Below are 13,213 nucleotides of genomic sequence, written 5' to 3'. Positions count from 1 at the left end.
TTTCAGGCCGGCGCCGGCGATCTGACGTGTTGCCGTGTCGGCTGGTTGCGCAAGGTTTGCGCGGTGCAGCTGCGGTTCTTGCCGGAGCGCTTGGCCTCGTACAGCGCGGCGTCGGCCATCGCGATCACCGAGGCGACCGCGTCGGCGTCGTCCGGGAAGATGCCGATGCCGATGCTGGTCGACAGCTGCAGGGTCAGGCCGTTGATGAGGTAGGGCTCGGAGACCGCCTCGATCAGCTTGCTGGCAGGCTCCTGGGTGTCGCCCAGGTGGGCGATGTTGCCCATGACGATGACGAATTCGTCGCCGCCGACGCGGGCCACGGTGTCTTCCTTGCGGGCGCAACCGACCAGGCGCTGCGCCACCATTTTCAGGATGTCGTCGCCGGTGGCGTGGCCGTGGGTGTCGTTGATGGCCTTGAAGCCGTCCAGGTCCAGATACATGACGGCGGCCTTGTTCTGCTGGCGCGTGGCGTGCTGCAGCACGGTGGCGATGCGGTCCTCGAGCAGGCGGCGGTTCGGCAGCCCGGTCAGCGGATCGTGCAGCGCCAGTTCCTGCTGCTGGCGGCTATATTGCGCCAGTTCCTTGTACAGCAGGCGCACTTCGAGCATGTTGTGGATGCGCTTGTGCACCTCGAGCAGGTCGAACGGTTTGCTGATGAAGTCGCGCGCGCCCGCTTCCAGCGCGGCGATCTTGAAACTCGGCTGGGCGGTCAGGGCCAGCACCGGCAGGTAGCCGCCTTGTTCGATTTCCTTCAAGCCCTTCATGACCTGGAAACCATTGAGCCCCGGCATTTGCAGATCGAGCAAAATCAAGTCGTAGCATTGCTGTCGGTGCATCGGGCACACCTGTTCTGGCAGCATCGTCGACGCGACATTGGTATAACCGGCTTCGCGCAGGATCTCCAGCATCAGGTCGACGTTGTCGGCACTGTCATCCACCACCAGGATCTTGGCGTGCAGAATTTCGTCTCGGCTCGGCATATTTGTCTCTGTCTGTCTCTTAAAACGGCCGGGATGGCCGGGAAAACGCCCATAATAAATCGATAATATAGCAAACCGCCGTGCTGCGGCGCACACATCTGTAACTTATTGCTGTACGGAAATAATTGTAACCCTATCCGGCGAATTTTTGTAGTGTAACAAGCCTTCTGCGGATTGCTTGTAGGACAGTGCCGCGTCTCAAAGTAGGAGGGAATATGTACCGTGTGGAAATAATGCTTACTTTCGTGTATTGCTTGCCATCGGCTGCGCTCCTGTCTTGACCAGAGGATATCACGCGTGGCGGTGCGCGGCGCCCATGGCGGCCACTTTCGAGATGAGCTCGCTCGGCTCGACGGGCTTGGAGATGTGGGCCATGAAACCGCTCGACAGGGCGCGCACCCGGTCCTCCGAACGCGCGAACGCGGTCAGCGCAATGGCCGGCAGATTGCCGCCGTGCGCCGGGCCTAGCGCGCGGATGCGGTCGAGCAGGCCGTAGCCGTCGACCTCCGGCATGCCGAGGTCGCTGACCATCAAATCGGGCCGCGCGTGCTGAAGCAAACTGAGCGCTTCGGTGGCGGTGGCGGCGGTCAGCACGTCGGCATTGCAGTCATTAAGTATGCGTTTGATCAACTCCCGGGCGTCGTCTTCGTCGTCAACAACCAACACTTGCAAGCCGGATAAATCATGCGTTGCAGCAGAACGCACGCCGTCGGCGCCCGACGCCTCGTTTTTGCCGGTGCGGCGCGGCAGGCGCACCGTGAAACAGGCGCCCAGGCCTTCGCCGCCGCTCTCGGCGCTGACGGTGCCGCCGTGCTGCTCGACCAGATGCTTGACGATCGATAAACCCAGTCCCAGTCCGCCATGCTGGCGGGTGGTGGTGGCGTCGGCCTGGCGGAAGCGCTCGAACACATGGGCGATGAAGCCCGGGGCGATGCCGATGCCGGTGTCGCGCACGAAAATGGCGACCTGGTCGCCTTCGCGGCGCACGCCGACCGTCACCGTGCCGCCGTGCGGGGTGAACTTGATGGCGTTGGTCAGCAGGTTCCAGATGATTTGCTGCAAACGGTTGGCGTCGCCGGCGACCATGCCGGCCAGCGCCTCGAACTCGGTGTGCAGGTGGATGTGCTTGGCCTGGGCGGCCGGGCGCACCGTCTCGATGGCGGCGGCGGCAATGGCCGACGGCGACAGCGACAGCATTTCCAGCTGTACCTTGCCGGAGGCGATGCTGCTCATGTCGAGCAAATCCTCGATCAGCTGCGCCTGCGCGCGGGCATTGCGCTCGATGGTCTGCAGGCCGCGGTGCAGGTCCGCCTGGTCGCGGCTGCCCCGCCGCAGCACCTGGGCCCAGCCCAGGATGGCCGTCAGCGGCGTGCGCAGCTCGTGCGACAGCGTGGCGAGGAATTCATCCTTCATCTGGCTGGTGCGTTCGGCCTCGGCGCGCGCCTGGCGTTCGCTGTCGAGCAGCACCTTGCGCTCCTCGGCCGCCTGCTGGGTGGCCTGGTAGAGGCGGGCATTGTCGATCGCGATGGCGGCCTGGGCGGCGACGCCGCCGATGATGCGCTCGGTGCGCTCGGAAAACATGTCCGGTTCCGGGTGGCCGAAGCACAGCCAGCCGATCACCGCGCCCGAGCTCAGCGCCACCGGCACGGCAAGATAGCTGCGCACCGGCGGCTGGCCGGGCACCGCCTGGCGCGCCTCGGCTTGCAGGTCGTCGACGCGCACCGGGCCCTTGCCGCCCATGTTCGGGCCGAGCAGGGCGGCCGCGCGCGGCTCGGCGAAGCCGGCGAAGCCGGCCGGCGCGCCGCTCGACAGCGTGTGCAGCAGCGCCGCCGCGCCGTCGCCGTCGATGCCCTGGTGGAAGAAGGCGCCGAAGCGCGCGCCGCTGATGCTGGTGGCGGCGTCGGTCAGTTCCTGCAGCAATGGATGCAAGTCGCGGGTGGAGGCCAGCGCGGTGCCGGTGCGGTTGACCAGTTCGAGCACGGCGGTTTCATCGCGCAGGGCCTCCTGCGCCCGCTTGACCTGGTCGACGTCGGTGCAGGTGCCGAACCAGCGCAGAATCAGGCCATTGCCGCCGCGAACCGGGTTGGCGCGCGTAAGGAACCAGCGGAACTCGCCGTCGGCGCTGCGGATCGGCACTTCCAGCTCGAACGGCGCGCCGCTGGCGCGGCATTGCTCCCACAGGTCGACCATCGCGTCGAGGCACTCGGGGGCGTAGACGTCGCGCCAGGCGCCGGCGGCCATCTGCTCGGGCGTGGTGCCGGTGTAATCGTACCAGCGCTGGTTGTACCAGATCATGGTGCCGTCCTGCTCGGCGATCCATGCCAGCTGCGGCATGGAATTGGCCAGCGCGCGCAATTCGAGCTGGCTCTGGCGCAGCGCCTCGCGCGCGCTCAGCAACTCCTCATGGGCGCTTTGCGCGGTGGTGAGCATGGCGTCATCCGCCAGGGGGGCGGAGGGTAGGACGTCGTTGGGCTCGTTGGGAAGAATCATGTGTCGCTTCAGGCTGCCGCGGGACCTGTGCCGCCAGGGTGGCGGCCGCAGGGTCGCCAGGCTAACGCTTGACGGTTTACGGTGTCTTCATTGTAACGCTTTGCTAACGCCGGCACCGCACGGTTGACGCTATCGCCTGCGGCCTGTTGGTCGTTGTAGCGCTATCACGGCGCCGTTCCGCGCAGGCGCCGGGCGATTTGGTCGAGTGCGCTCTGCAGTTGTTCGATGTCGTATGGTTTTTGCAACGATCTTGCCGGAAACTCCAGGTGGCGCGTCAGTTCGTCGCCGTAGCCGGATGCGAACATCAGCTCGAGTCCGGGCCGCTCTTGCAGCGCGCGGCGCGCCAGGTCGACGCCGGACATGCCGGGCAGGCTGACGTCGGTGAACAGGATGTCGAACGGTTGGCGCGACAATTCCGGCAGCGCCTCCTCGCCGGAGGCGGCCGGGTGCACCTCGTGGCCGAGCGCGCGCAAGGTCTCGCACACCAGGTAGCGGGCGTCGGCGTTGTCCTCGACCACCAGCAGGCGCAGGGGGCGGCTGTCGGCAACGGCGGGCGCCGCCTGGATCGCCTGCGACGGCGACAGCGCGCACAGGATGCCGGCCACGTTGTCGCTGTCGTCGCGGATCGGGGTGTAGTACAGGTCCAGCGGCAGCTGGGCGACGCCGCCGTTGCGCCACACCGGCAGGTTGTTGCCCAGGTAGCTGGCGCTGTGGCCGTCCCAGGCCTGGCGGATGGCGGCGCTGTTCCAGCTCCACGCGGCCGGCTGCATCGACGGCACGTTGGCGCCGGGCGCGCGCAGGCTGGCCAGCCCGATCAGCGAGGCGTAGGCGTCGTTGTAGACCATGACTTGCTCGCGGCCCCACATCAGCACCATCGGCAGCGGCGAATTGAGCAGGATATCGACCGTCAAGCGCAGGCAGGGCGGCCAGCCGTCGCGTGCGCCCAGGGCGGTGCGGGACCAGTCGGGGGAGGGAGACGTGTCGGTTCGATTCATGCTGTGGACGGCCTGTTTATGATCTGTCATCTGTTCTTATGAAAAGGCAAAGCTGATCGAATCGTACACGGTAAAAAAAAAGCCCGCTACAGGAGCGGGCTAAATCTATTTCCTTGGAGGAGAATAGAGGAGACAAGTCAATGATGCTGCAATGCGCCATCAAATGCAAATTTTTATTGATGATGATCGAGATCACAGCGGTGAATAAGCTGAAAAAGGTGGATTTTTTGTCTATGTTGCAGTGCGTCGAGCGGGGTGCTTGGGATACACTGCTGCACTATGTACAGAGCGGCCGAGGCCGCAAACAGGGAGGTGTGCCATGGTTACCGTCGTCCGTCACCGCAAAGTAAATATTGTTGTACTCGAGCAAAACGAGCATCTTGCCAGTCACTGCAAGGCTGGCGATATCGGCATCATTTCCGACGATGCGGGCTGGTGGGTGAAGTTTATCGGGGAGGACGGGCAGGTCGATTGCTATGGCATACCGTATCCTTCCTACAACGAAGCGTTGTGGTCGGCCAAGGCGGCGGCCGAATTCGGCGTGGGCTAGACAAGTCGGGAAAGTGTCCCTATAATGCTGCTTCTTTCGAACGGCATGCCGGTTGGAAGAGGTGCAACGGGGTATGAAATGGCTGTGCGCAAAGAAGTTGATTTGGTGATGTTCATCCCAAGCCAACTAAACGATAGAAAAAATCGAACTTTGCAAAACGAAATTAATGCTTTATAATGTTGCCTACGCGGCTGTAGCTCAGCTGGATAGAGTACTTGGCTACGAACCAAGGGGTCGTGGGTTCGATTCCTGCCAGCCGCACCAAAAATTCGTAAGTAAAGGGCCTGAAGAGAAATCTTCAGGCCCTTTTGCTTTGCAGCGACGATTATCGCGATCAGTCCTTATAGATGCCGCAGGCGACGGTCATATCTTCATAGCGTTCGACGTACATCGATTTTTTCTGCACGGCCTTGGTCACCGGATCGGGCCACTTATAGTCCTGCCATCCCGAACCTTTGGTTTTAGCGATCTCGATGCGCTCGCGCGTGATCAGTTTGCCGTCCAGGTCTTTCAAATCGATGATGTTCTTGCCGGCCATCTTGGCGTTATTGCCATTCGCCAGGCTCATGCCATCCAGGGTGCCGACCGAAACGTAGAGATCGCGGTCGCGGTATTGCGGGCTTTGCGCCTGTATCTCCTGGATCACTTTATCCTTGCCCAGCTTCTTCATATCGGCGATAACTTTCTTCACCATCGCCACGGCGTCCTTGGCGTTGGCGCGTTCGGTGTCGGCGGCCCCTGCGCTGCCCACGGCGATGGCCGTCATCATCACTATCGTCTGCAATAAGCGTTTCATTGTCGTCTCCATGAATGAAAAATCGTCCTTCATCATAATTGCGACCCGGTTCCGGGGAAAGATAAATAGTTGGTATGAGGCAAAAGGGGAATTTCCTAAAAGGAACGCTTCTCCAATCAGAAAAACGCTGCTATAATCTTGTCTTTCGCGGCTGTAGCTCAGCTGGATAGAGTACTTGGCTACGAACCAAGGGGTCGTGGGTTCGATTCCTGCCAGCCGCACCAAAAATTCGTAAGACGAAGGGCCTGAAGAGAGATCTTCAGGCCTTTTTTCTTTTCGACTCCGGGGTCAGGTCCACCATTTCTACACGGGCTCTGCGCTATGAAATAATGTGTGAACATTTCTGTTCCCGGAGCTTTTAGATTTGAGATTGCCCTGCTATAATGTTGTCTTTCGCGGCTGTAGCTCAGCTGGATAGAGTACTTGGCTATGAACCAAGGGGTCGTGGGTTCGATTCCTGCCAGCCGCACCAAATTCGTAAGTAGAAGGGCCTGAAGAGAAATCTTCAGGCCTTTTTGCTTTGTGGCGCACGCTTATCGGCCGCGCCAAAATCATCTCCTTGATTATCCTGCATGGGCCGCTATTGCTGGCCCACATTGCTATTGGCATTTTCACCAAAATGCCCGATGATTTGTCGATCACCGTCCAAGGAGTGTGCATGACCATCATCACCAGTATCGAAGACCTGCGCGTTCTGGCCAAGAAGCGCGTTCCACGCATGTTCTACGATTACGCCGATGCCGGCTCCTGGACCGAATCGACCTACCGCGCCAACAACGAAGACTTCGCGAAAATTAAATTCCGCCAGCGAGTCGCTGTCAATCTGGAAAACCGCACACTGGCCAGCACCATGGTCGGCCAGAGCGTGGCCATGCCGGTGGCCCTGGCGCCGACCGGTTTGACGGGCATGCAGCACGCCGACGGTGAAATCCTCGCCGCCAAGGCGGCCGAAAAATTCGGCGTGCCGTTCACCTTGTCGACGATGAGCATCTGCTCGATCGAGGACATCGCGGCCAACACCAGCAAGCCTTTCTGGTTTCAGTTGTATGTGATGAAGGACCGCGAATTCATCAACCGCCTGATTGATCGCGCCAAGGCCGCGCGCTGCTCGGCGCTGGTGTTGACCTTGGATTTGCAGGTGCTCGGCCAGCGTCACAAGGATCTGCGCAACGGCCTGTCGGCGCCGCCCAAACTGACCGTCGCCAACATGATCAACCTCGCCACCAAGCCGCGCTGGTGCTTCGGCATGCTGGGCACCAAGCGCCGCAGCTTCGGCAATATCGTCGGCCACGCGACGTCGGTCTCGGACATGTCGTCGCTGTCGTCGTGGACCAGCCAGCAGTTCGATTTGAGCCTGTCGTGGAAGGACGTCGAGTGGATCAAGCAGCGCTGGGGCGGCAAGTTGATCATCAAGGGCATCATGGACGCGGAGGACGCGCGCCTGGCCGTTGAAAGTGGCGCCGACGCGCTGATCGTTTCCAACCACGGCGGCCGCCAGCTCGACGGCGCGCAATCGTCGATCGGCGCGCTGCCGGCCATCGTCGAGGCGGTCGGCAAGCAGATCGAGGTGCATATGGACGGCGGCATCCGCTCCGGCCAGGACGTGATCAAGGCGGTGGCGCTGGGCGCGAAAGGCGTTTATATTGGACGCCCGTTCCTGTATGGCTTGGGTGCGATGGGCGAGCAGGGCGTGAGCAAATGCCTGGAGATCATCCGCAACGAGGCCGATCTGACGATGGCCTTCTGCGGACTGCGCGATCTGCAGCATGTCGACCGCAACATCCTTCTTCCCGGGACCTATTAAGAGGCGAGCCATGACAGAGCACACGCTGAATCCGAAAGTCGATGCCTATTTTGAGCGGCTCAAGAACTGGGTGGACGAGGTGCGCGAGCTGCGGGCGATTTGTCTCGATAGCGGGCTTGCCGAGGATTTGAAGTGGGGCGCGCCGTGCTACACGCTGGAAGGGCGGAACGTGGTGTTGATCCACTCGTTCAAGGGGTATTGCGCGCTGCTGTTTTTCAAGGGAGCGTTGCTGAAGGACGCCAAGGGTATCCTGATCAAGCAGACCGACAATGTGCAGGCGGCGCGGCAGGCGCGCTTCGAGAACGTCGAGGAAATCCGCAAGCTGAAAGCTGTGTTGAAGGCATATATCGCGCAGGCGGCGAAGGTGGAAGCCTCCGGCGTTAAGGTCGAGTTTAAAAAGACCGAGGAGTTTTCGGTGCCCGAGGAATTCCAGGCCAAGCTCGATAAGATGCTGGAGTTGAAAACCGCTTTCGAGGCGTTGACGCCGGGCCGCCGGCGCGCTTACCTTTTGCATTTTTCGTCGGCCAAGCAGTCGAAGACACGCACCGCGCGGGTGATGAAGGCCATTCCCGATATTTTGAGTGGGAAGGGCTTGGACGACTAGACGCTGGCAGAGCCTGGCTGGTGAGTCAATTTTCTTTGCATTTCAAGCTTTCTAATATTGCTTGTCCGGCCGCTGATGGCCGAACTCCGCTTCAAGTACGCTCACGCAGGTAACTCTTCAACACGATATTCCCGAGGCGTAAGCCGCTCAGTGTGAAGGTGGGGCACGGAAATGGTAAAAGCCTGATTCATCAGAGGTGGCATCCTTAGGTTTTAATGTGAGCATTCCTCAGCTTGCGTAGAGCAGACCGGCGATGCGAAACAGCTGCGATGGCGAACAAGATCAGCGCGAAATACTGACAGGAGGGCCAGCGTGATTGTCGAGATGAGGGTAACAGCTATCAAACTCAGTTTGGTCGAGCGAGCCATGGACTCTCCGTTCGTTATGGTCGGCATTAGCCCATGACATTATTTGGCGTACCGGCCTGCCAGGCCTCGATGTTGTCGATCAGCTGATCGGCCAGCACCTGCATCGCTTGCGAGCTGGCCCACGCCGAATGCGGCGTGAGGATGAAGTTCGGCAGCCGCAGGTTGAGCAGCACATTGTCCTCCGGTGGCGGTTCCTTTGTCAGCACGTCGAATCCGGCGCCGGCGATCACGCCGGCGCGCAGCGCGTCGGCCAGCGCCACTTCGTCCACCAGGCCGCCGCGCGCGGTGTTGATCAGCAGCGCCGAGCTTTTCATGCGTATCAGCTCTTTCGCGCAGATGATGTTGCGGGTCTTGTCGTTAAGCGGCAGGTGCAGGCTAAGGACATCCGACGTCTCCAGCAGCTCGTCCCACGACACCTGCTTGATGCCTTCATCGGTCACCGGCGAGCGGTTGAACACCACGACCTCCATGCCGAACGCACGCGCGATCTGCGCCACCGATTTCCCCAGCGCGCCATAGCCGGCAAGGCCAAGGCGGCTGCCGGCCAGGTCGGAGATCGGATGGCCGAACAGGCAGAATCGCTCGGACTTTTGCCACAGGCCCGCTTCGATGTCCTCGCGGTAGGCCACCAGCTGGCGGCGCAGCGCCAGGATCAGCGCGAAGGTGTGTTCGGGCAGCGTGTGCACCGCGTAGTTGCGGATGTTGGAGACGACGATGCCGCGCTCGCGGCAGGCCTGCAGATCGACGATGTCGGTGCCGGTGGCGGCCACCGCGATCATCTTCAGATCCGGCAGTTGCGCCAGGTCGTCGGCGCGCAACGGTACCTTGTTGGTGATGGCGACCGTGGCGCGCGCATCGCGCAGGCGCTGCACCGCGTCGGCGGCCTTGGTGGCCGGGTACTCACTCCACTCGTGCGCAAAGGACGGCTTGCGCACGTTGGCGATAACGCTGTCGCGGTCGAGGAAAACGATGCGGTGGATGTCGGTCGTAGTGACGGTCAAAGCGTCGGTCATATGGCTACCTCGTAAGACGTGGCGCGCGCCGCCGGTGGTGGTGCCTTCGGCAAGCGCATGCCTGGATGATTGGATAACAGTTCGGCGACCCATTCGACGAACACCCGCACCTTGGCCGACAGATGCCGGTTTTGTGGGTACACCACGTGCACCGGTATCGAGTCCGAGCTCCATTCCGGCAGCACCTGTTCGAAGCTGCCGTCGGCGACCAAGGGATCGAGCAAAAAATTCGGCATTTGCACGATGCCCAGCCCGGCCAGTCCCGCAGCCGTGTAGGCATTGGTGTCGTTCAGGGCGATGTGGCCGGGCAGGGCGACCTGCACCCGCTCGGTGCCGCGCGAAAAGTCCCAGTCGATGATTTTACCGGTCTTCGATGAAAAATAGTTAACGCACAGGTGGCGCGTCAATTCGTCCGGGTGGGAAGGGCGGCCGTAGCGCTCCAGATACGATGGCGCCGCGCAGGTGACGAAATGCAGGATGCCGACGCGTCGCGCGATCAGGCTCGAATCGACCAATTGGCCGGCGCGCACCGCGCAGTCGACGCCTTCTTCGACCAGGTCGACGGCGCGGTCGCTGCAGCCCATCTCCATCTGGATGTCCGGATAGCGGGTGAAGAAGTCCGGCAGCGCCGGCACCAGCACGCTGCCGGCCAGCCCGGTGGGCACATCGACCCGCAGCCGGCCGCTGGGACTGAGGCGGGTGCGCGACAGCGATTCCTCGGCGTCGCGCACGTCCGATAAGATGCGCAGGCAGCGCTCGTAGTAGGCGGCGCCGTCGGCCGTGACGCTGACGTGCCGCGTGGTCCGGTGCAACAGCTTGACCGCCAGCGACGCCTCCAGCGACTGGATCAGCGTCGAGACCGTGGCCTTGGGCAGTTGCATTTGGTCGGCGGCGCGCGTGAAGCCGCCGGAGTCGACCACGTTCACGAACACTTCCATCGCTTGCAGTTTATTCATTTATGACCTCCATTGTTCATAATGCTGAACAATCAATTCGACTTTAGGCTATTTATCGGATTGTAGAACAAGTTTAAGATTGCTGTACTGCACCAAGGAAAGCATGGGCTGTTCCGGGGCAGAGGCAAGTTGTTACACCACGCGGGAAGGGGATCATGATGAAATATCGGGACGGAATTTTTGCAACGGTTGCGATCGCGCTGACATCGTTCGCGCTGGCGGGCGTCGTCTATACCGATGCCTACTCGCAGACTGCGAAGTCTGAAGTGAGCGGCGTTCGTGCCCTGACCGAAGTGGCCAGCGGCGAGGTGCTGGCTTGCGCCGACACCTCGCTGATGTCGGCCGACGCGACTGGCACGGTGCGGCAGTGACCATCAAGCCACAGGATAAAGCGCTGCCGGAGCTGTCGGATCGCCTGAAGATCCGCAGCCTGGAGGTGCGCGGCGCCGAAGGCCCGCTGCCGGCACGCCTGTACACCAGCGGCGACGCCGGCGCCAAGCGCGATACGCTGACGGTGTTCTTCCACGCCGGCGGCTTTGTTGGCGGCGACCTGGAAGACGCGGACAGCTTCCTGCGCCACCTGGCCGACGACCACCCGGGCATGGCGGTGCTGGCCTCCGGCTACACGCTGGCGAGCGTGCGCCCGTTCCCGGCGGCGGTGGAAGATGCCCACGCGGTGCTGACCTGGGCCAAAAAGAACAAGGGCAAAATCGGCTGGACCGGTAAGCAGCTGATGGTGGCCGGCATCGAGGCCGGCGCCAATCTGGCGGCGGTGTGCGCGCTGATGTCGCGCGACCGTGGCGGCCCGGCGCTGACCGGCCAGATCCTGATCATGCCGATGCTGGACCCGGGCCTGACCACCTGCTCGATGCGCGAGATGCAGCAGGCGCCGGAGCTGCTGGACGTGGCCGACGCCTGCGCGGCGGCCTACCGCGGCTACCTGCCCAACGCCGCCGACCGCACGCACCCGTACGCGTCGCCGCTGCAATCGAGCCGTTTGAAAAACCTGCCGCCCGCGCTGATCCTGTCGTCCGAGGACGATCCGCTGCGCGACGAGGCGGAACAATATGGCGCCAAGCTGATTTCGTGCGGGGTCAAAACCACCGTTATCAGAATGGCGCCGCAGCCCCTGCAAGATCCGGGCGCCCGCAACGACTGCGCGTGCAAATGCGCCGCGCTGGGCGAAATCGCCAGCTTTGTCACTAACCTGGAACGGTCGGAGACGCCGCCAGCTTCATAGATCATCAGGGTACACCACCCTAACCATTTGCAGTATCTGTAATCACGTCCCCACTGGCTTGCCGGCGGGGCGCTAGTACCGTGTTTTCTCGATTTCCGTTGAGGCAGCCGGTGCCGCCATTTCTATTAATTATTTTCATGCACAAAGGGATAAAAAATGAAAAACATTAAACAATTCACCGCTGTAGCCCGGCCGCTGGCCGCCGCTATGGCGTTGGCGGGACTGGCCGCTTTCGGCCTCACGGGTTGCGACGACGCCAAGGGCAAGAGCGAAGCGCCTGCGGCCGGCGGCGGCGGGCCACCGATTTCGGCGGCCACCGTGGTCGAGAAAACCATCACCGAGACCCAGGAGTTCTCGGGTCGCCTGGAGGCCGTCGAGCAGGTGCAGATCCGCCCGCGCGTCGGCGGCTTCATCACCGCGATCAACTTCAAGCCGGGCAGCCAGGTCAAGAAAGGCGACGTGTTGTTCGTTATCGATGCGCGTCCATACCAGGCCGAAGCCAATCGCGCCGAAGCGGCCGCCGGTTCGGCGCGCGCCAAGGCGGAACTGGCCAAGCTGGAATTGAACCGCGCTGAAAAACTGCTGGCCGATAAGGCCATCGCCCAGCGCGAATACGACGAACGCGCGTCGAACCAGAAGCAGCTGGACGCCGATGCCCGCGCCTCGCAGGCGCAGTACGACGCGGCCAAGCTCAATCTGGCCTACACCCGCGTGGTCTCGCCGATCGACGGCCGCGTGTCGAAAGCGGAAATCACGCTCGGTAACCTGGTCGACGCGTCGGCCGTGCTGACCTCCGTGGTCTCGCTGGAAAACATCTACGCCTCCTTCGACGGCGACGAAGATACCTACCTCCGCGTCGGCGCCGCCGCCCACAAGGGCCAACCGGCCATCGTCAAGATCGGCCTGGCCAACGAAACCGGCTTCCCGCACGAAGGCAAGCTCGAATTCGTCGACAACCAGCTCGATCCGCGCAGCGGTTCGGTGCGCATGCGCGCTACCCTGGCCAACAAGGACGGCTCGCTGGTTCCCGGCCTGTTCGCCCGCGTTCAGCTGGCCGGCACCACCGGCGCCAAGCCCACGCTGCTGATCAACGAGCGCGCCGTCAGCACCGATCAAAGCCGCAAGTTCGTGTTCGTGGTCGGCGCCGGCAACAAGGCCGAGTACCGCGCCGTCACGCTGGGCCCACAGGTCGATGGCCTGCGCGTCGTGCGTGAAGGCCTGAAGCCGGGCGAGAAAATCGTCGTCAACGGTTTGCAGCGCGTGCGTCCCGGCGCGCCGATCACGCCGACCGTGGTGCCGATGGATTCCGATCCGCTGGCCGCCAACGTGGCCAAGCCGGAGTCGAAGCCGGACGCCAAAAAAGATGAAAAAGTAGCCGTCGCCAACACCAAGGCCGGCACCTCCAAGGAATAAGAAT

13 protein-coding genes and 3 tRNA genes are annotated in these 13,213 nt (G+C 62.3%); 10 read left to right on the top strand and 6 right to left on the bottom strand.

The features are described from left to right. Nucleotides 1-2: 2 nt before the first annotated feature. The 3 genes from NHH73_19620 to NHH73_19610 all read right to left on the bottom strand — a co-directional run bounded on the left by NHH73_19620 (nt 3) and on the right by NHH73_19610 (nt 4,495). Nucleotides 3-980 carry a diguanylate cyclase gene (locus NHH73_19620; GenBank protein ID USX24814.1) on the bottom strand — a complete coding sequence of 326 codons (978 nt, stop codon included), beginning with the start codon at nt 978-980 and terminating at the stop codon, nt 3-5. Between the two features lie 291 nt (nt 981-1,271). Next, a complete protein-coding gene (locus tag NHH73_19615) occupies nt 1,272-3,470 on the bottom strand; it encodes an ATP-binding protein (GenBank protein ID USX24813.1) in 2,199 nt (732 codons plus the stop codon). A 164-nt stretch (nt 3,471-3,634) separates the two neighbouring features. Then, nucleotides 3,635-4,495: a response regulator gene (locus NHH73_19610; GenBank protein USX24812.1), complete on the bottom strand. Its 861-nt coding sequence runs from the start codon at nt 4,493-4,495 to the stop codon at nt 3,635-3,637. A gap of 110 nt (nt 4,496-4,605) precedes the next feature. Between NHH73_19610 and NHH73_19605 the strand changes: the two genes are divergently transcribed. The 3 genes from NHH73_19605 to NHH73_19595 all read left to right on the top strand — a co-directional run bounded on the left by NHH73_19605 (nt 4,606) and on the right by NHH73_19595 (nt 5,279). Then, nucleotides 4,606-4,815, top strand: a complete 210-nt coding sequence (locus tag NHH73_19605) for a hypothetical protein (protein USX24811.1) — start codon at nt 4,606-4,608, stop codon at nt 4,813-4,815. Beyond that, nucleotides 4,785-5,015: a hypothetical protein gene (locus NHH73_19600; GenBank protein USX24810.1), complete on the top strand. Its 231-nt coding sequence runs from the start codon at nt 4,785-4,787 to the stop codon at nt 5,013-5,015. Before NHH73_19605 ends, NHH73_19600 begins: the two co-directional genes overlap by 31 nt. A 187-nt stretch (nt 5,016-5,202) precedes the next feature. Beyond that, nucleotides 5,203-5,279: transfer RNA gene (locus NHH73_19595), tRNA-Arg, on the top strand. A gap of 70 nt (nt 5,280-5,349) precedes the next feature. Here NHH73_19595 and NHH73_19590 read toward each other — a convergent pair. Then, complete coding sequence (locus tag NHH73_19590; protein USX24809.1) at nt 5,350-5,811, bottom strand: cache domain-containing protein; 462 nt, start codon at nt 5,809-5,811, stop codon at nt 5,350-5,352. A gap of 147 nt (nt 5,812-5,958) precedes the next feature. Between NHH73_19590 and NHH73_19585 the strand changes: the two genes are divergently transcribed. The 4 genes from NHH73_19585 (at nt 5,959) to NHH73_19570 (ending at nt 8,219) form a co-directional block, all read left to right on the top strand. After that, nucleotides 5,959-6,035 (top strand) — tRNA-Arg (locus NHH73_19585). Between the two features lie 171 nt (nt 6,036-6,206). Beyond that, nucleotides 6,207-6,283: transfer RNA gene (locus NHH73_19580), tRNA-His, on the top strand. A gap of 186 nt (nt 6,284-6,469) precedes the next feature. Next, the gene (locus NHH73_19575; protein ID USX24808.1) at nt 6,470-7,615 is read left to right on the top strand and encodes an alpha-hydroxy-acid oxidizing protein; all 1,146 of its coding nucleotides are present in this window, start codon (nt 6,470-6,472) and stop codon (nt 7,613-7,615) included. A 10-nt stretch (nt 7,616-7,625) separates the two neighbouring features. Further along, nucleotides 7,626-8,219: a YdeI/OmpD-associated family protein gene (locus NHH73_19570; protein USX24807.1), complete on the top strand. Its 594-nt coding sequence runs from the start codon at nt 7,626-7,628 to the stop codon at nt 8,217-8,219. Between the two features lie 394 nt (nt 8,220-8,613). Here NHH73_19570 and NHH73_19565 read toward each other — a convergent pair whose 3' ends face one another. Beyond that, nucleotides 8,614-9,600, bottom strand: a complete 987-nt coding sequence (locus NHH73_19565; GenBank protein USX24806.1) for a D-2-hydroxyacid dehydrogenase — start codon at nt 9,598-9,600, stop codon at nt 8,614-8,616. Next, a complete protein-coding gene (locus NHH73_19560) occupies nt 9,597-10,556 on the bottom strand; it encodes a LysR family transcriptional regulator (protein USX24805.1) in 960 nt (319 codons plus the stop codon). The genes NHH73_19565 and NHH73_19560 overlap by 4 nt, the downstream gene beginning before the upstream one ends. A 155-nt stretch (nt 10,557-10,711) precedes the next feature. Between NHH73_19560 and NHH73_19555 the strand changes: the two genes are divergently transcribed. The 3 genes from NHH73_19555 to NHH73_19545 all read left to right on the top strand — a co-directional run bounded on the left by NHH73_19555 (nt 10,712) and on the right by NHH73_19545 (nt 13,209). After that, nucleotides 10,712-10,927, top strand: coding sequence for a hypothetical protein (locus NHH73_19555; GenBank protein ID USX24804.1), 216 nt, complete (start codon nt 10,712-10,714; stop codon nt 10,925-10,927). Beyond that, nucleotides 10,924-11,796 (top strand): alpha/beta hydrolase, encoded by an 873-nt coding sequence (locus tag NHH73_19550; protein ID USX24803.1) that lies wholly within the window; start codon nt 10,924-10,926, stop codon nt 11,794-11,796. Before NHH73_19555 ends, NHH73_19550 begins: the two co-directional genes overlap by 4 nt. A gap of 156 nt (nt 11,797-11,952) precedes the next feature. After that, complete coding sequence (locus tag NHH73_19545) at nt 11,953-13,209, top strand: efflux RND transporter periplasmic adaptor subunit (protein ID USX24802.1); 1,257 nt, start codon at nt 11,953-11,955, stop codon at nt 13,207-13,209. Nucleotides 13,210-13,213 lie beyond the last annotated feature (4 nt).

The sequence above is a fragment of the Oxalobacteraceae bacterium OTU3CINTB1 genome (genome assembly GCA_024123955.1).
Taxonomy (GTDB): domain Bacteria; phylum Pseudomonadota; class Gammaproteobacteria; order Burkholderiales; family Burkholderiaceae_D; genus Rugamonas.
The sequence above is the reverse complement of the archived record's forward strand: the minus strand, read 5'-3'. Positions and strand labels throughout refer to the sequence as shown.

Coding starts and splice junctions, on each gene's coding strand:
- NHH73_19620 (USX24814.1), bottom strand. CDS start 980: ATGCCGAGCCGAGACGAAATTCTGCACGCCAAGATCCTGGTGGTGGAT.
- NHH73_19615 (USX24813.1), bottom strand. CDS start 3,470: ATGATTCTTCCCAACGAGCCCAACGACGTCCTACCCTCCGCCCCCCTG.
- NHH73_19610 (USX24812.1), bottom strand. CDS start 4,495: ATGACAGATCATAAACAGGCCGTCCACAGCATGAATCGAACCGACACG.
- NHH73_19605 (USX24811.1), top strand. CDS start 4,606: ATGATGCTGCAATGCGCCATCAAATGCAAATTTTTATTGATGATGATC.
- NHH73_19600 (USX24810.1), top strand. CDS start 4,785: ATGGTTACCGTCGTCCGTCACCGCAAAGTAAATATTGTTGTACTCGAG.
- NHH73_19590 (USX24809.1), bottom strand. CDS start 5,811: ATGAAACGCTTATTGCAGACGATAGTGATGATGACGGCCATCGCCGTG.
- NHH73_19575 (USX24808.1), top strand. CDS start 6,470: ATGACCATCATCACCAGTATCGAAGACCTGCGCGTTCTGGCCAAGAAG.
- NHH73_19570 (USX24807.1), top strand. CDS start 7,626: ATGACAGAGCACACGCTGAATCCGAAAGTCGATGCCTATTTTGAGCGG.
- NHH73_19565 (USX24806.1), bottom strand. CDS start 9,600: ATGACCGACGCTTTGACCGTCACTACGACCGACATCCACCGCATCGTT.
- NHH73_19560 (USX24805.1), bottom strand. CDS start 10,556: ATGAATAAACTGCAAGCGATGGAAGTGTTCGTGAACGTGGTCGACTCC.
- NHH73_19555 (USX24804.1), top strand. CDS start 10,712: ATGATGAAATATCGGGACGGAATTTTTGCAACGGTTGCGATCGCGCTG.
- NHH73_19545 (USX24802.1), top strand. CDS start 11,953: ATGAAAAACATTAAACAATTCACCGCTGTAGCCCGGCCGCTGGCCGCC.